This window comes from Streptomyces sp. NBC_00009, assembly GCF_045040855.1.
Taxonomy (GTDB): domain Bacteria; phylum Actinomycetota; class Actinomycetes; order Streptomycetales; family Streptomycetaceae; genus Streptomyces; species Streptomyces aureus.
Genome location: NZ_CP108312.1, coordinates 2,726,531 through 2,741,068, shown reverse-complemented (window position 1 = coordinate 2,741,068; position 14,538 = coordinate 2,726,531). Strand labels below are relative to the sequence as shown.

General features: G+C 71.8%; 17 protein-coding genes. 9 read left to right on the top strand and 8 right to left on the bottom strand.

What is annotated here, in order from left to right:
• Positions 1–133: 133 nt before the first annotated feature.
• Positions 134–493, top strand: a complete 360-nt coding sequence (locus OHA58_RS12115; protein ID WP_405478699.1) for a DivIVA domain-containing protein — start codon at positions 134–136, stop codon at positions 491–493.
• Positions 490–1,083 (top strand): DNA-3-methyladenine glycosylase I, encoded by a 594-nt coding sequence (locus tag OHA58_RS12110; RefSeq protein ID WP_405478698.1) that lies wholly within the window; start codon positions 490–492, stop codon positions 1,081–1,083. The genes OHA58_RS12115 and OHA58_RS12110 overlap by 4 nt, the downstream gene beginning before the upstream one ends.
• 59 nt (positions 1,084–1,142) lie before the next feature.
• On the opposite strand, the gene OHA58_RS12105 is transcribed toward OHA58_RS12110, so the two are convergent.
• Positions 1,143–1,946, bottom strand: a complete 804-nt coding sequence (locus tag OHA58_RS12105) for an enoyl-CoA hydratase/isomerase family protein (RefSeq protein ID WP_405478697.1) — start codon at positions 1,944–1,946, stop codon at positions 1,143–1,145.
• 312 nt (positions 1,947–2,258) lie between these two features.
• Between OHA58_RS12105 and OHA58_RS12100 the strand changes: the two genes are divergently transcribed.
• On the top strand, positions 2,259–2,426 hold the full coding sequence (locus OHA58_RS12100; RefSeq protein WP_003966491.1) for a DUF3117 domain-containing protein: 168 nt from the start codon (positions 2,259–2,261) through the stop codon (positions 2,424–2,426).
• 117 nt (positions 2,427–2,543) lie between these two features.
• On the opposite strand, the gene OHA58_RS12095 is transcribed toward OHA58_RS12100, so the two are convergent.
• Positions 2,544–3,242, bottom strand: coding sequence for an O-methyltransferase (locus tag OHA58_RS12095; protein ID WP_405484923.1), 699 nt, complete (start codon positions 3,240–3,242; stop codon positions 2,544–2,546).
• Positions 3,243–3,398: 156 nt separating this feature from the next.
• On the opposite strand from OHA58_RS12095, the gene sigE reads away from it, so the two are divergent.
• Together sigE and OHA58_RS12085 are read left to right on the top strand one after the other, a co-directional pair.
• Positions 3,399–4,172 carry an RNA polymerase sigma factor SigE gene (gene sigE / locus OHA58_RS12090; RefSeq protein WP_266676613.1) on the top strand — a complete coding sequence of 258 codons (774 nt, stop codon included), beginning with the start codon at positions 3,399–3,401 and terminating at the stop codon, positions 4,170–4,172.
• Positions 4,169–5,152 carry a zf-HC2 domain-containing protein gene (locus OHA58_RS12085; protein ID WP_405478696.1) on the top strand — a complete coding sequence of 328 codons (984 nt, stop codon included), beginning with the start codon at positions 4,169–4,171 and terminating at the stop codon, positions 5,150–5,152. The genes sigE and OHA58_RS12085 overlap by 4 nt, the downstream gene beginning before the upstream one ends.
• 292 nt (positions 5,153–5,444) lie before the next feature.
• Here OHA58_RS12085 and OHA58_RS12080 read toward each other — a convergent pair whose 3' ends face one another.
• Positions 5,445–5,744, bottom strand: coding sequence for a hypothetical protein (locus tag OHA58_RS12080; RefSeq protein ID WP_405478695.1), 300 nt, complete (start codon positions 5,742–5,744; stop codon positions 5,445–5,447).
• Here OHA58_RS12080 and OHA58_RS12075 point away from each other — a divergent pair.
• From OHA58_RS12075 to OHA58_RS12065, 3 genes are all read left to right on the top strand, one after another.
• Positions 5,715–7,253, top strand: a complete 1,539-nt coding sequence (locus OHA58_RS12075) for a trypsin-like peptidase domain-containing protein (protein ID WP_405478694.1) — start codon at positions 5,715–5,717, stop codon at positions 7,251–7,253. The two genes, OHA58_RS12080 and OHA58_RS12075, sit on opposite strands and share 30 nt — an antisense overlap.
• Before the next feature lie 260 nt (positions 7,254–7,513).
• The gene (locus OHA58_RS12070) at positions 7,514–7,966 is read left to right on the top strand and encodes a sec-independent translocase (protein ID WP_405478693.1); all 453 of its coding nucleotides are present in this window, start codon (positions 7,514–7,516) and stop codon (positions 7,964–7,966) included.
• 173 nt (positions 7,967–8,139) lie between these two features.
• Positions 8,140–8,808, top strand: a complete 669-nt coding sequence (locus OHA58_RS12065) for a hypothetical protein (RefSeq protein ID WP_405478692.1) — start codon at positions 8,140–8,142, stop codon at positions 8,806–8,808.
• Positions 8,809–8,874: 66 nt separating this feature from the next.
• Here OHA58_RS12065 and OHA58_RS12060 read toward each other — a convergent pair whose 3' ends face one another.
• The 3 genes from OHA58_RS12060 to OHA58_RS12050 are packed head-to-tail and all read right to left on the bottom strand — an operon-like array spanning position 8,875 to position 11,900.
• Positions 8,875–10,008 (bottom strand): Mrp/NBP35 family ATP-binding protein, encoded by a 1,134-nt coding sequence (locus OHA58_RS12060; RefSeq protein WP_405478691.1) that lies wholly within the window; start codon positions 10,006–10,008, stop codon positions 8,875–8,877.
• Between the two features lie 43 nt (positions 10,009–10,051).
• Positions 10,052–10,627, bottom strand: coding sequence for a DUF1003 domain-containing protein (locus OHA58_RS12055; protein WP_405478690.1), 576 nt, complete (start codon positions 10,625–10,627; stop codon positions 10,052–10,054).
• Positions 10,614–11,900, bottom strand: a complete 1,287-nt coding sequence (locus OHA58_RS12050) for a magnesium transporter MgtE N-terminal domain-containing protein (RefSeq protein ID WP_405478689.1) — start codon at positions 11,898–11,900, stop codon at positions 10,614–10,616. The genes OHA58_RS12055 and OHA58_RS12050 overlap by 14 nt, the downstream gene beginning before the upstream one ends.
• A 177-nt stretch (positions 11,901–12,077) precedes the next feature.
• Here OHA58_RS12050 and OHA58_RS12045 point away from each other — a divergent pair, with 177 nt between their 5' ends.
• On the top strand, positions 12,078–12,830 hold the full coding sequence (locus OHA58_RS12045) for a hypothetical protein (RefSeq protein ID WP_405478688.1): 753 nt from the start codon (positions 12,078–12,080) through the stop codon (positions 12,828–12,830).
• Positions 12,831–12,851: 21 nt separating this feature from the next.
• On the opposite strand, the gene OHA58_RS12040 is transcribed toward OHA58_RS12045, so the two are convergent.
• Both OHA58_RS12040 and OHA58_RS12035 read right to left on the bottom strand, forming a co-directional pair.
• On the bottom strand, positions 12,852–13,379 hold the full coding sequence (locus tag OHA58_RS12040) for a hypothetical protein (protein ID WP_405478687.1): 528 nt from the start codon (positions 13,377–13,379) through the stop codon (positions 12,852–12,854).
• 31 nt (positions 13,380–13,410) lie between these two features.
• The gene (locus OHA58_RS12035) at positions 13,411–14,526 is read right to left on the bottom strand and encodes a magnesium and cobalt transport protein CorA (RefSeq protein WP_116510290.1); all 1,116 of its coding nucleotides are present in this window, start codon (positions 14,524–14,526) and stop codon (positions 13,411–13,413) included.
• Positions 14,527–14,538: the final 12 nt, after the last annotated feature.

The window sequence follows — 14,538 nt, the reverse complement described above, 5'->3', positions numbered from 1 at the left end:
GTGGCTGCTGTGAAACCTGTCGACCGGTCGCCTGCGACCTTAACTGTCACACCCTCATGGCACGATCGGACCCTGACAGTTTCCGGACCGGGATCGGGACCGGATCCGGGCTTCGAGCCAGGGGACAGCGAAGATGGTCATGTTCTTGTTTCTGGTCGTCGCGCTCGTCGTGGTCGTCGGCGCGGTGACGCTCGCCGTGCTCGGCGGCGGCGAGAGCGGGGCGCTCCCGGAGGCGCCGCCCGAGCAGTTCGCCGACCCGCTGCCCTACGACCGGCCGGTCGGCCGCGCCGACGTGGAGGCCCTGCGCCTGCCCGTCGCGCTGCGCGGCTACCGCATGGCGGAGGTGGACGACGCCCTCGGGCGGCTTGGCGCCGAGCTCGCCGAGCGGGACCGGCGCATCGCCGACCTCGAGACCGCCCTGTCGGGGGCGCGGGCCCAGATGCGACCCCAGGGACCCGGTTTCGGCCGGCACCCCGGAGAGGACCACCAGTGAGCGACGAGAGCGCCGGCGGGGCTGTACCGGGCCCGGACGGGGCGCTGCGCTGCCCGTGGGGCCTGTCCACCGAGGACTACGTGACGTATCACGACGAGGAGTGGGGCCGCCCCGTCCACGGCGACGACGCGCTGTTCGAGCGGGTCTCCCTGGAGGCGTTCCAGTCCGGCCTGTCCTGGATCACGATCCTGCGCCGCCGCGAGGGCTTCCGCGCCGCGTTCGCCGGGTTCAAGATCTCCGACGTGGCCGCGTTCACGGACACCGACCGCGAGCGGCTCCTCGCCGACGAGGGCATCATCCGCAACCGCGCCAAGATCGACGCGACGCTGGCCAACGCGCGCGTGATCGCCGACTGGCCCGAGGGCGAGCTCGACACCCTCATCTGGTCGCACGCACCGGACCCGGCCGCCCGCCCGGCGCCGCGCGTCATCGGCGACGTACCCGCGATCACGGACGAGTCGACGGCCCTGTCCAAGGCGCTCAAGAAGCGCGGCCTGCGCTTCGTCGGCCCGACGACGGCGTACGCGCTGATGCAGGCCTGCGGCCTGGTCAACGACCACCTGGTGGACTGCGTGGCCCGCAAGCGCTGAGGACGGGCCTCAGGCACGCTCCGGGCCGCGCACGCGACCTGCCGGCCCAGGTATTTGGGCTACCGGCCCAGGTACTTGGGCTTCTCCTTGGCGATGAACGCCTGGACCGCGATGGCGTGGTCCTCCGACGCGCCTGCCCTCGACTGGAGTTCGTCCTCCTTGTCGAGGGACTCGTCCAGCGTGTGGCCCGCCGCGAAGGCGAGGGACTCCTTCAGCGCCGCGTACGCCAGCGTCGGACCCTCGGCCAGCGAACGCGCCAGCTTCCGTGCCTCCCCGGCCAGTTCGCCCGCGGGCACGACCCGGTTCGCGATCCCGAGCTCGTACGCCTCCTGCGCCTTCACCGAGCGCGGGAACAGCAGCAGGTCGGCGGCGCGGCCGGGGCCCACGACGCGCGGCAGCGTCCAGGACACACCCGAGTCCGCGGTCAGGGCGACGCCCGCGAAGGACGTGTTGAAGGCCGCCGTGTCCGAGACGATCCGGTAGTCGGCGGCGAGCGCGAAGCCGAAACCGGCCCCGGCGGCCACACCGTTGACCGCGGCCACGACGGGCTTGGGCATCTGCGTCAGGGCCCGCAGGATCGGGTTGTAGTGCTCGCGCACGGTGTTCATGGTGCGGCCCGTGCCCGCCTCGCGGTCGGCCATCAGGGAGCCCACGTGCTCCTTCAGGTCCTGGCCCACACAGAACGCCCGGTCACCCGCGGCGGTGAGCAGCACGGCCCGTACCGCACCGTCCGCCGCGGCCGCCTGCGCCGCGTCCCGGAAGGCGACCTTGGACTCGGTGTTCATCGCGTTCATCGCCTCGGGGCGGTTGAGCGTGATGGTCGCGAGCCCGTCGCTCACCTCGTAGAGAACGCTGTCGGCCATGGATCCCCTCCAACTGATGCGGCTCGGTCGTCGTCAGTGCTCAGCATGACGGAGATCACGGTCCGCGGCGGGGCCCGCGCATGTGACCTGCGTCAAAGAAATTAGTCTCGGGGGAGTCGTGAAGGAGGCGCAGTATCGCAGCCACATCGCCGAATTGAGTGGTTTTGCTCAAGCGCGTTGCGCAAGCGATGCGGACCGGAGTTGGTCATCGGGTCCCGCGATGCGGGATAATGGCCAAGAAGCAATATGTTCGATGCCGGTGACACCTGGGTTGTCGGCTGCGATGAGCTGGTTTCAGGAAGGGGAACGAGCATGGCGGCCATGAAGCCGCGGACGGGCGACGGCCCGCTCGAGGTGACCAAGGAGGGGCGGGGCATCGTCATGCGCGTTCCGCTCGAAGGCGGCGGTCGGCTTGTCGTCGAGCTGACTCCGGACGAGGCCGATGCACTCGGCGATGCCCTCAAGAAGGTCGTCGGCTGACGCGGAAGCGACCATACCTGTCGACTGCCCCGGTACCGCAAGCGGTGCCGGGGCAGTCGTGTATCCGCAGGTCAGATAGCGTGCAGAAGCATTTTCTACGGGGCTCGGGACGCGGCGTCAGCGCTTGACGGCGCAGAGCAGCCCGTCGCCGACGGGGAGCAGCGAGGGCACCAGTTCCTGCGCCTCGCGCACCGCCCGCAGCAGCTCCCGCATCCGCAGGACCTCCACCGGCTGGGGGCCCGAATCGACCGTCCGGCCGTCGGCGAAGACGCCCTCGAAACAGACGAGCCCACCAGGTCGCAACAGGCGCAACGATTCAGCGAGGTAGTCGAGGCACTCGGTGCGGTCGCCGTCGCAGAAGACGAGGTCGTACCCGCTGTCAGCAAGCCGGGGCAGCACGTCGAGGGCCCGTCCGGGGATGAAACGCGCCCGATTGCTCGCGAATCCTGCGGCGCGGAACGCCTGCCGGGCGAACTGCTGCCGCTCCGGCTCCGGATCCACCGTGGTCAGGACGCCGTCGGGCCGCATGCCGTGCAGCAGATGGATTCCGGACACCCCGGTCCCCGTGCCGATCTCGGCCACCGCCTTGGCGCCCACGGTGGCAGCGAGCATCCGCAGCGCGGCGCCCGCGCCGGGCGACACCGGGCGGGAGCCGGCCTCACGGGCCCGGTCCCGGGCCCAGCGCAGCGCGTCGTCCTCGGCGACAAAGGCGTCGGCGAACGCCCAGCTCGTCTGCCGGTTGCCGGTAATGGCCCTCTCCTGTCCCCGTGGTTGCCTGCGCGTGACTGTATCCGTTGGTGGCGGGAACTCGCAGATGGGACCGGGCGTTTAAGGGGGCAGGGGAAAACGGCGTGGGACAGAGCGCGGGGGTGGCCGGTGGACGGACAGGGCAATCAGCGCAGGCGAAGCGCCCGGCGCCCTCAGGCAAATCTCAGTAAAAACGCTTATCCGGAGCTAACGGGCGAGGTGGCTATGGTAGGGGCTCCACTGGACACCACCAGAGCCGATAGGGGAGGTGCGGCTGCGCCTGTGGATCGGGGAGGAGTGCTGCGGCGCTTTCTCAGGTCGGCGGGTGAGCCGAAATCCGTGACCAACACTGCTGACCGTTCCAACGCCGCCCGTTCCGCGCAGACCGCGACCTTTGCCGCTGATGCGGAATCGCAGGCGTGGACTCCCCCGACCTGGGAGGAGATCGTCAGCACGCACAGCGGCCGGGTCTACCGCCTCGCCTACCGCCTGACGGGTAACCAGCACGACGCCGAGGACCTCACACAGGAAGTCTTCGTCCGCGTCTTCCGCTCGCTGTCGACGTACACGCCCGGCACCTTCGAGGGCTGGCTGCACCGCATCACCACGAACCTCTTCCTCGACATGGTGCGCCGCAAGCAGCGCATCCGCTTCGACGCCCTCGGCGACGACGCGGCCGAGCGCCTGCCGAGCCGCGAGCCGTCGCCGCAGCAGGTCTTCCACGACACGCACTTCGACGCGGACGTCCAGCAGGCGCTGGACACCCTCGCGCCCGAGTTCCGTGCGGCCGTCGTCCTGTGCGACATCGAGGGCCTCTCGTACGAGGAGATCGCCGCGACCCTGGGCGTCAAGCTCGGCACGGTCCGCAGCCGGATCCACCGCGGCCGCTCGCAGCTGCGCAAGGCCCTGCAGCACCGGTCGCCGGAGGCCCGCGCCGAGCGTCGCTCGCTCGCGACCACGGGCGTTCCCGCGCTTGGAGGAGGGGGCGCGACCGCGTGAGTGGATCACGTCCGGACCCCACCGAGCGGCAGCTCTCCGAGCAGCATCTGGGAGACCGGCTCGCAGCCCTGGTCGACGGCGAGCTGGGCCATGACGCCCGCGAGCGGGGACTCGCCCATCTGGCCACCTGTCCGAAGTGCAAGGCCGAGGCCGACGCGCAGCGGCGGCTGAAGAGCGTCTTCGCCGAGGCGGCACCACCGCCCCCCACCGAGAGTTTCCTGGCACGCCTCCAGGGGCTCCCCGGGGGAGGTGGCGACTCATACGGCGGCGGCACCCCGTTCGGCGGGGGAGGACTCGGCGGCAGAGGCTTCGGGAACGGAGTCTTCGGAGTAGACCCCGAACCCTTCGGCTACGCCCCGACCGGCCGCCACAACGCACTGCTCGCCAGCGCCCCGGCCGCGGAGCGCGGCTTCCGCATCCATGAGGTCGGCCGCGGTGACAGCGACCGCGCGGCCTCCCGCGGGCGCCGCTTCGCGTTCGCCGCCGCCGGTGCGGTGTCGCTGGCCGCGATCGCGCTCGGCGGCGTCTCCACCGGCGTTCCCGCCGACACGGGCGGTGACGTCCGGGGCGGCGGTTCGGGCAGCAATGCGACACCGCTGCGCACCCAGGGTGCCGGCGTCGCGACGGCGGCCGAGTCGCAGCGCCGCCGGAACCTGTCACCGATGCTCGGACAGCGGGCGGGCGGCGCGCTGAACGCGCCGGTCGCCGCCACGGAGTCGGGCGCCCCCCTGCTGTCCGGCATGGCCACGCAGCCGGGCGCGCAGAGCGCCGTCTACCCGCTCGCGGCCCCGCTCCTCAGCGGGCCCCAGACGCTGTCTCCGCTGATACGTCCCGCCGCATCCGTCCCCGCAGTGCCCCTGTCCGGCGTCGGCACCGCTTTCGAAAGCCCCGGGCCGGGTCCGGAGTCCAGCCCCGGGTCAAGCCTCGCGGCGGCCCCCGCGGCGTCGCCCTCCGGCACGCCCACGGCCTCCGCCCGCTGACCCTGCCCTCTGCGCGCCGGTCCGCGAACCTGGTTGAATCCATGGTGAGCGGCCGCGCCCGCCGGGCGATCCCGGGGCGCGGCGCCGAGGGGCGGTCCGACTGGGGCGATCGCCGTGTGGCTGCCCGCGGGTCGTTGCCGCGGGCCAGGTGTGGGGAGAGCGGCGGAACATGGACGAGGGGAAGCCCACGAAGGCGAAGTGGTGGAGCCGCCCCCGGCCGACCGGGGGCGCTCCGCGCGACGACGGGGACTTCGAGCTGGCCGAGCCGGCGCCCGCAGCTGTGGTGTCGGGCTCAGGGGATGGGTCCGATGCCGCAGAGATCCTGGCCGGGAACGGTGAGGGCGCGGGTGACGGGGCGTCGGTTGCGGGCGCGGGTGCCGATGATGGTTCCGGTGACGGCTCTGCCGTTGCCGAGGTGGTGACTGCTGAAGCTCCCGGTGATCCCGCGCAGGCGGCTGGTGCCGTGGCGGGCGAGGTTGAACCCGCGCAGGTGGCCGATTCCGTTGTCGCCGAAGGGTCTGCCGCGGCGCCCGGTGAAGCCGTAACGGTTGATCAGGGTGCCGTGCAGCAGACGCGGCCGCGTCCTCTGCATGCCCCGGACCCCTACGGCACGCCGCCTTACGGCGAGCCCGGGCCCTGGGCGCCCGCGCCGCCGGTCCAGCACCCGGCCACCGCCACGCCCGCGCAGGGCACGGCCATGCCGTCCCCGGCCCACGGCACGCCCATACCGCCGGAGCACGGCACCCCGCCGCCGTACGCCGGCGGACCGATACTCCACGCCGCCCCGTACGCCCCGCACCCGGCGGATCAGGCACCGGTGCCCGTCGAACAGCAGGCCCACCATGCGGCACCGCTGCTCACAGGCGGTTCGGCGGGGCCCGGGGCGGTCCCGGGCGGACCCGGGATCAACCCGCCCCCGCCCGGAGGGCCTTGGCAGCGGTACGACCCCTGGAACGCGCCCGCCCCCGCGAACGGGCAGCGGCGCGGGACCAAGCGGGGGCGGCGGCTGCTCGTCGTCTGGACCGCCGTGGTCGCGCTCGTCGCGGGCGGGATCGGTGGCCTAGTCGGCACGTATCTGGAGCGCGACGGCTCGTCCGCCGACGTGGAACTGCCGCAGGCCGACACCGAGTCCGTGAAGCGCGACCCCGGCAGCATCGCCGGTATCGCGGCCCGTGCCCTGCCGGGCGTCGTCACGATCCACGTCAGCGGTTCCGACGCCCAGGGCACCGGCACCGGCTTCGTCCTCGACGCCCAGGGCCACATCCTCACCAACAACCACGTCGTCGAACCGGCCGGCAGCAGCGGCGACATATCGGTCACCTTCAGCGGAGGCGAGACCGCCAAGGCCGAGGTGATCGGCCACGACTCCGGCTACGACCTCGCCGTCGTCAAGGTCACCGGCGTACGCGGGCTCAAGCCCCTCGCCCTCGGCAACTCGGAGAACGTCCAGGTCGGCGACCCCGTCGTGGCCATAGGCGCGCCCTTCGACCTGGCCAACACGGTGACCTCCGGGATCATCAGCGCCAAGGAGCGGCCCATCACGGCCGGCGGCGAGAAGGGCGACGGCAGCGACATCAGCTACGTCGACGCGCTGCAGACCGACGCGCCCATAAACCCGGGCAACTCGGGCGGTCCGCTGGTCGATGCGCAGGGCCGCGTCATCGGCATCAACAGCGCCATCCGCTCCGCCGACAGCGGCTCGGACCTGGAGGGCGGCCAGGCCGGCTCGATCGGCCTCGGTTTCGCCATCCCCATCAACCAGGGCAAGCGCGTCGCCGAGGAGCTGATCAACACGGGCCGCGCGACCCACCCTGTGATCGGCGTCACGCTCGACATGGACTACTCGGGTGACGGAGCCCGTGTCGCGACGAAGGGCAACAACGGCGGTTCGCCGGTGAATCCGGGCGGCCCCGGCGCCAAGGCCGGGATCGAGGGCAGCGACGTCGTCACCGCGGTGGACGGTGCGCGTATCCACTCCGCCGAGGAACTCATCGTCAAGATCCGGTCCCACCGGCCCGAGGACCGCCTGGCCCTGACCGTGGAACGGGACGGCAAGGAGCACAAGGTCACCCTCGTCCTCGGCTCGGCGGACGGCAGCTGAAAGGGCAACCGACGACGCGCGACAGGCGCCCCGCCGCGGCCCCACCGCGGCCCCGCCCCGGCCCCGCCCCCGCCCCCAGGGGGTCATGGCGGGACCCTGGTGAGGTGCCGGCGGCAAGCGCTTGTGCGACGGCTGAGCCCAGACGTAGCCCAGTGGCTACCGGACGGACAGCAACGCCGGGTACCGTGGACCCGGTCCGGAACCCGGAAGACCTGCCACGGAGACCTGCTGCGGGCCTGAGGACACGCTAGGAGCGCAAGGTGTTCAACGACATAGGCCCACTCGAGCTGCTGACGCTCGTCGTCCTCGCGGTGCTCGTCTTCGGCCCGGACAAGCTGCCGAAGGTCATCCAGGACGTGACGCGCACGATCCGTAAGATCCGCGAGTTCTCGGACAGCGCCAAGCGGGACATCCGCGAGGAACTGGGCCCGGAGTTCAAGGACTTCGAGTTCGAGGACCTCAACCCGAAGACGTTCATCCGCAAGCAGCTGGACAACGACGAGCTCGGGCTGAAAGAGATCCGCAACGGCTTCGACCTGAAGAAGGAGATGGCCGAGGTCACGGAGGCCGTGCAGAGCGCGGACGAGGTTTCGTCCGGCTCCGGGGCCGCCGCCGCGTCGTCCGGTTCGGCTCCCGCCAGGATCGACATGCAGAAGAAGCCGGGGAAGCCGGCGGCGGACGACCACCCGCCGTACGACGCCGACGCGACCTGAGGCGTCCCGACTCGCTGCGCAGCGGCCCGGCGACCCGCCCCGCGTACCTGCCGGAACCCGGGGTCGCGTACCCGGGTGTGGCATCCTGCCTTGTTGTTGCGCGGATCGGTGGCGAGGACGCCCGAGGGGGGTGGGCCGCCGCGGTCCGACTGAGCGAGGAGGCGGCCGGGTACATGGAGACGACGAGTCGGGTAGGCGCGCAGGCGCCCGCGGCGGAAGGGGCCCCCGAGGTCCTGACGGCCCGGCGCACGGTCGACGGCTACCTGCTGGCGCCCTTCCCGTGGTACGGCCTCGACGAGGCGTACACGGGACCGCGGTGGCTGATGCAGGTCGGCACCTCGGCGGAGGGCGCCGTGGAGCACGGTTCCATCGGGCACGGCGACGAGCCCACCTTGCGGAGCGAAGGACCGGCAGGAAGGGACGCCCAGGAGCGGTTCGCGGTCGTCGTGACCGTGGCGGCCAGCCCCGTCCGGCGCAGCGCCGACGGCACGGGTGTCCTGGAGGCGACCTCGGTCTCCTCGGCGGCCTGGCTCGCCGGGGTCGGCCTGCTCAACGTCACGTGGCCGGGGCAGATGGACCACACCCTGCGCGACGACTGGCTGGACCAGCAGACCGAGACGGCGTGGGTCCTCGCGGACGACCTCGAGGGCGCGGACTGGACGATGCTGTCCCTGCCGGTGGACGGCGTCCCGACGCCGTTCCACTACCGGGAGTCGGAGTTCGGCTGGGTCCTCGCCGGGTCGACGCAGGAGGGCGTGCACCTGGGGGCGTACGGGCGCGGCATGAGCGCGTACGGTCTGGGCTTCTCGATGATCAAGGACATCGGCGCCTACGAGGCGTAGCGGTTCCGAGTACGCCGATGGGGCACGGTCGCGATGACCGTGCCCCATCGGCGTACTCCCTGAGGGTCAGAACTTGTTGCGCGGGGTGATTCCCAGCGACATGCCCGACAGGCCGCGCTGGCGGCCGCCCAGCTTGCCGGCGATGGCGCGCAGGGCGGAGCCCGCGGGGGAGTCGGGGTCGGAGAGAACCACCGGCTTGCCCTCGTCGCCGCCCTCGCGCAGCCGGACGTCGATCGGGATGGAGCCGAGCACCGGCACGTTCGTCCCGGTCGTCCTCGTCAGGCCCTCGGCGACGCGCTCGCCGCCGCCCGTGCCGAACACGTCGACCATCTCGCCGCAGTGCGGGCACGGCAGGCCCGCCATGTTCTCGACGACGCCGACGATCTTCTGGTGGGTCTGGACGGCGATGGAGCCGGCGCGCTCGGCGACCTCGGCCGCCGCCTGCTGGGGCGTCGTGACGACGAGGATCTCCGCGTTCGGGACGAGCTGCGCGACGGAGATCGCGATGTCGCCCGTGCCCGGCGGCAGGTCCAGGAGCAGGACGTCCAGGTCGCCCCAGAAGACGTCGGCGAGGAACTGCTGGAGCGCGCGGTGCAGCATCGGGCCGCGCCACACGACCGGCGCGTTGCCAGGCGTGAACATGCCGATCGAGATGACCTTCACGCCGTGCGCGGACGGCGGCATGATCATGTTCTCGACCTGGGTGGGCTTGCCGTCGGCGCCCAGCATGCGCGGCACGCTGTGGCCGTAGATGTCGGCGTCCACGACGCCGACCTTCAGCCCGTCGGCGGCCATCGCCGCCGCCAGGTTCACCGTCACCGAGGACTTGCCCACGCCGCCCTTGCCGGACGCCACCGCGTACACACGGGTCAGCGAGCCGGGCTTGGCGAAGGGCACCTCCCGCTCGGCCGTGCCGCCGCGCAGCGCCGCGGCGAGCTCCTTGCGCTGCTCGTCGCCCATCACGTCCAGCGTGACGTCGACGCGCGTGACGCCCTCGACGGCCGCGACCGCGTCGGTCACGTTCTTGGTGATGGTCTCGCGCATGGGGCAGCCGGAGACGGTGAGGTACACGGTGACCGCGACCGCGCCATCCGCGCCGATCTCCACCGATTTGACCATCCCCAGCTCGGTGATGGGTCGCTGGATCTCGGGGTCGTTCACCGTCGCCAGTGCTTCGCGCACCGCGTCTTCCGTAGCCATACGCCGATAGTACGGCGCGGTAACCCTTGTCCGGAAAGCCCTGTCAGCGGTCGTCTACGTCACGTCCGTGACCTGCGTCGGGCGTGGAGCCGGCCGGGAAGGTGACGCGCTGGTCCTCCAGCTCCTTGAGCAGGTCCTGGAGTTCGGAGCGGATCCAGTCGCGGGTGGCGACCTCGCCGAGGCCCATCCGCAGGGCGGCGACCTCGCGGCTGAGGTACTCGGTGTCGGCGATGGAGCGCTCGTTCTGCTTGCGGTCCTGTTCGAGGTTGACCTTGTCCCGGTCGTCCTGCCGGTTCTGCGCGAGCAGGATGAGCGGAGCGGCGTACGACGCCTGGAGCGAGAGCATCAGGGTCAGGAAGATGAAGGGGTAGTTGTCGAAGCGCAGGTCCCTCGGCGCGGAGACGTTCCACACCACCCACGCGATGATGATCACCGTCATCCAGACGATGAACCGGCCCGTCCCCAGGAAGCGGGCGATGCGCTCCGAGAGGCGTCCGAAGGCCTCCGGGTCGTAGTCGGGCAGCAGCTTGCGGCGCGGGGGGCGCGGCTGGTCGAGCCGGAAGCGCGGCGCCCGCACGCCCTCGGGGCGGCCGTCCCGCTCGCGCTCAGCGGGCGCCATGGTCCACCTCCGCGTCGGCCAGGTGGAACTCCGATTCGCGCCAGTCCTCGGGCAGCATGTGGTCGAGGACGTCGTCCACGGTGACAGCGCCGAGCAGCGAACCGCTCTCGTCGACGACGGGCGCCGCCACCATGTCGTACGTCGCGAAGAACCCGGCGACGACCGGGAGCGCGGCGGACGGCGCGAGGGCCTGGAGGTCCTCGTCGAGCATCGAGGACACCAGCGTGTACGGGGGATCGCGCAGCAGCCGCTGGAAGTGCACCGTGCCGAGGTACTTGCCGGTGGGCGTCTCGTCCGGCGGCCGGCACACGTACACCTGCGCGGCCAGCGCGGGGGAGAGGTCGGGGTTGCGGACCCGGGCCAGCGCGTCGGCGACGGTCGCGTCGGGCCGCAGCACGATCGGCTCGGTCGTCATCAGACCGCCCGCGGTCTTGTCCTCGTACGCCATCAGCCGCCGCACGTCGGCCGCGTCCGAGGGCTGCATCAGGGCGAGCAGCCGCTCCTTGTCGTCCTCGGGCAGCTCGCCGAGCAGGTCGGCCGCGTCGTCCGGGTCCATCTCCTCCAGGACGTCGGCGGCGCGCTCCTCCTTGAGCTTGCCGAGGATCTCGATCTGGTCGTCCTCGGGCAGCTCCTCCAGTACGTCCGCGAGCCGCTCGTTGCTCAGCGCCGACGCGACCTCGGCGCGGCGCTTGGGCGAGAGGTGGTGCAGGACGTTGGCGAGGTCGGCCGGGCGCAGCTGCTCGAACGTGGCGAGGAGGTTCTCGGCGCCCTGCCCGTGCTCCTCCAGCGAGAACCCGTCGACGGCCGACCACTCGACGGTGAGCGTCTCGCCCTTGGCGCGGCGGAAGGCGCCACCGCTCTTGCCCTTGCGTACGAAGACCCGGTCGATCTCCCAGTCCCTGCGGGCCGGCAGCTGCTGGATGGAGACGTCCAGGACCGTCACCTCCTCACCGGACTCGACGAGCCGCACCCGCCGGTCGAGCATCTCGCCGAGGACGAGCCGCTCGGTGGGCCGCTGCTCGAAGCGCCGCACGTTCAGTACGCCGGTGGTGATGACCTGGCCGGACTCGATGCCGGTCACGCGGGTCATCGGCAGGAAGATGCGGCGCCGCGTGGAGAGCTCCACGACGAGCCCGAGCAGCCGGGGCGGGCGGCGGCCGACGCGCAGCATGGCGACGAGATCGCGGACGCGCCCCACCATGTCGCCGTTGGGGTCGAAGACGGCGATGCCGGAGAGATGCGAGACGAAGATCCGGGGGGCGCCTGCAGCCATGCGCCGCGCCTCCTTTACATCCTCATTTGTTCTGAAGGTGTGCTTCAGGCTAGCCCGTCCCGGTCCCGTGCGCCTTTGCGCTGCGTCCGGACGGACTGGCTCCGTTCACCGCAGGTGACACGGGTACGCTGCCGTTCTGCCGCCGAGCAAGACGTCGTACGAGAGGTAGCGCGAGCCGTGACCGTACTTCCCCTGGCCCGCCGTTCCCCTGGGATCTTTCTGGTGGGAGTGATGTGCCTCGGGCTCGCGGCATGCAGCGGCGAGGATCCGGACGCGGGCACGAACGGCGTCGCCAAACTGACCGCCCCGAAGATCCAGAGCCGCACCGTCAAGGCCGCGCAGGGTGCCGGGGCCGTCCATCTGTCCGGCACGGTCGTCAGCAGCGGGCACTCGTACAAGATCGACATGCGGCTCAAGGACGAGGGCGGCACGGGATCCGTCACGACGGGCGGCCGGACCTTCCAGTTGCTACGGGTCAAGGAGCATCTGTTCCTGAAGGCCGACGCGGACTTCTGGACGCACCAGGACAGCAAGGGTTCGGGCAGCACGGCGCAGGGGGGCACGGCCGCCGCAGCGGACAAGCTCGACGGCAAGTACGTCAAGGTCCCGCAGGGCGACCCGGCCTACAAACGCCTGAGCGGCTTCACCGTCAAGGGCGCGCTCCTGGACGGACTGCTCACCCTGCACGGCAAGGTGGAGAAGGGCGACCGGGGTTCGGCGGGCGGCGTACGCACGGTCGAACTCACCGGCGACAAAGGTGCCGGCGGCACGCTCGACGTCTCCCTCGAGGGCACCCCGTACCCGCTGCGCCTGGAGCGGGCGGGCGGCGCCGGCACGCTCCAACTCACCGACTGGGGCAAGGACTTCACGCTCCGCGAGCCGGGCAAGGGCGACACGGTGGACTACGGGGCCCAACTCCCGGCGTCCTGAGTCACCGAGGGTCGGCTCGCGCTACTTCCCGCGCTGCTTCCCGCGCCGCTTGCGGCGGAGCAGGAGGTGGGGGAGCGCCGCGGGGGCCTCGCGACGGGTGGTCGCGGTCGTGGCCAGCGGCGCCGCGGCCAGCGCCTCGGACGACGGCGGGACCGTGGTCCCCGTCGGCTCCAGGCGGAGCACCCGGCACTCGTGTGCCCAGCGCTCCGGCATCACCTCGGCGTCCGGCGCGTTCAGGCGCTTGCCCTTCAGCTCGGCGACGGCCGCCTCCCACCCCTCGGAGTGCGGGGCGAGCTCGACGACCCTGGCCGCCCAGCCCACGAGGCGCCCGCCCTTGTCCTTGCTGCGCACGGTGACGGTCGCCGCCCCGCCGTCGGTGAGGCCGGGCAGCGGCTGCTCGCCGGGCCCGTCGCCGACCAGGTTCGCCGCGCCCTCGTGCCACACGTGCCACAGGGCGCGCTCGGGGCCACAGGCACCCCGTACCCAGATGAGGCCGGACTTCTTGGTGGCCTCCTCGACGAGGGCCTGGTCGAGCAGCTGATCCGTCATGGCGCCAGCCTAGAGCCTGTCCGTCGGCTGTTCAGAGCCACCCGTTCCGCTTCAGGATGCGGTGGATCGCGAAACAGGCGCCCACCGTGACGCCGAGGACGAGCGGGTAGCCGAACCGCCAGTGGAGCTCCGGCATGTGCTCGAAGTTCATGCCGTACACGCCACAGACCATCGTCGGTACGGCGATGATCGCCGCCCAGGACGTGATCTTGCGCATGTCCTCGTTCTGCGCGACGGACGCCTGCGCGAGGTTGGCCTGGAGGATGGAGTTGAGCAGTTCGTCGAAGCCGACGACCTGCTCCTGCACGCGCGCGAGGTGGTCGGCGACGTCACGGAAGTACTTCTGGATGTCCGGGTCGACGAGCCGCATCGGCCGCTCGCTCAGCAGCTGCATGGGCCGCTGGAGCGGAGCCACCGCCCGCTTGAACTCGAGGACCTCACGCTTGAGCTGGTAGATCCGCCCGGCGTCGGTGCCGCGCGGAGCGCCCTTGCCCGTCTGCGAGAAGACGTCCGTCTCGACCTCGTCGATGTCGTCCTGCATCGCGTCGGCGACGGCGAGATACCCGTCGACGACGTGGTCCGCGATGGCGTGCAGGACGGCGGACGGGCCCTTGGCGAGCAGCTCGGGGTCGTCCTGGAGCCGGTGCCGCAGCGCCCGCAGCGAGCCCTGGCCGCCGTGCCGGACGGTGATGAAGAAGTCCCGGCCGGTGAAGCACATCACCTCGCCGGTCTCCACGACCTCGCTCGTCGCGGTGAGTTCGGCGTGCTCCACGTAGTGGATGGTCTTGAAGACGGTGAACAGGGTGTCGTCGTAGCGCTCCAGCTTGGGGCGCTGGTGGGCGTGCACGGCGTCCTCGACGGCGAGCGGGTGCAGCCCGAACTCGGCTGCGATACCGGCGAATTCGGACTCGGTCGGCTCGTGGAGACCGATCCAGGCGAAGCCGCCGTCGCGGCGTGCCTTGAGGATCGCGCCGCCGGGCGTCAGGCAGTCGCTGTCGTGGACGCGGGCGCCGTCGCGGTAGACGGCGCAGTCGACGACGGCTGTGGACGTCGACGGATCGCGGGTGGTGTCGTACGGGGCTGACGTGCTGCCGGTCTCGCGCGGCGCGGGGCGGACAGCGGCACGCAGGTCACGGATCATCGACATGGGCAGGCTCCT

What these genes read in the sequence shown, in the direction of transcription:
- OHA58_RS12115 (WP_405478699.1), top strand. Translation starts at nt 134, where the DNA reads ATGGTCATGTTCTTGTTTCTGGTCGTCGCGCTCGTCGTGGTCGTCGGC.
- OHA58_RS12105 (WP_405478697.1), bottom strand. Translation starts at nt 1,946, where the DNA reads ATGGCCGACAGCGTTCTCTACGAGGTGAGCGACGGGCTCGCGACCATC.
- OHA58_RS12100 (WP_003966491.1), top strand. Translation starts at nt 2,259, where the DNA reads ATGGCGGCCATGAAGCCGCGGACGGGCGACGGCCCGCTCGAGGTGACC.
- sigE (WP_266676613.1), top strand. Translation starts at nt 3,399, where the DNA reads ATGGTAGGGGCTCCACTGGACACCACCAGAGCCGATAGGGGAGGTGCG.
- OHA58_RS12080 (WP_405478695.1), bottom strand. Translation starts at nt 5,744, where the DNA reads ATGCAGAGGACGCGGCCGCGTCTGCTGCACGGCACCCTGATCAACCGT.
- OHA58_RS12065 (WP_405478692.1), top strand. Translation starts at nt 8,140, where the DNA reads ATGGAGACGACGAGTCGGGTAGGCGCGCAGGCGCCCGCGGCGGAAGGG.
- OHA58_RS12060 (WP_405478691.1), bottom strand. Translation starts at nt 10,008, where the DNA reads ATGGCTACGGAAGACGCGGTGCGCGAAGCACTGGCGACGGTGAACGAC.
- OHA58_RS12055 (WP_405478690.1), bottom strand. Translation starts at nt 10,627, where the DNA reads ATGGCGCCCGCTGAGCGCGAGCGGGACGGCCGCCCCGAGGGCGTGCGG.
- OHA58_RS12050 (WP_405478689.1), bottom strand. Translation starts at nt 11,900, where the DNA reads ATGGCTGCAGGCGCCCCCCGGATCTTCGTCTCGCATCTCTCCGGCATC.
- OHA58_RS12040 (WP_405478687.1), bottom strand. Translation starts at nt 13,379, where the DNA reads ATGACGGATCAGCTGCTCGACCAGGCCCTCGTCGAGGAGGCCACCAAG.
- OHA58_RS12035 (WP_116510290.1), bottom strand. Translation starts at nt 14,526, where the DNA reads ATGTCGATGATCCGTGACCTGCGTGCCGCTGTCCGCCCCGCGCCGCGC.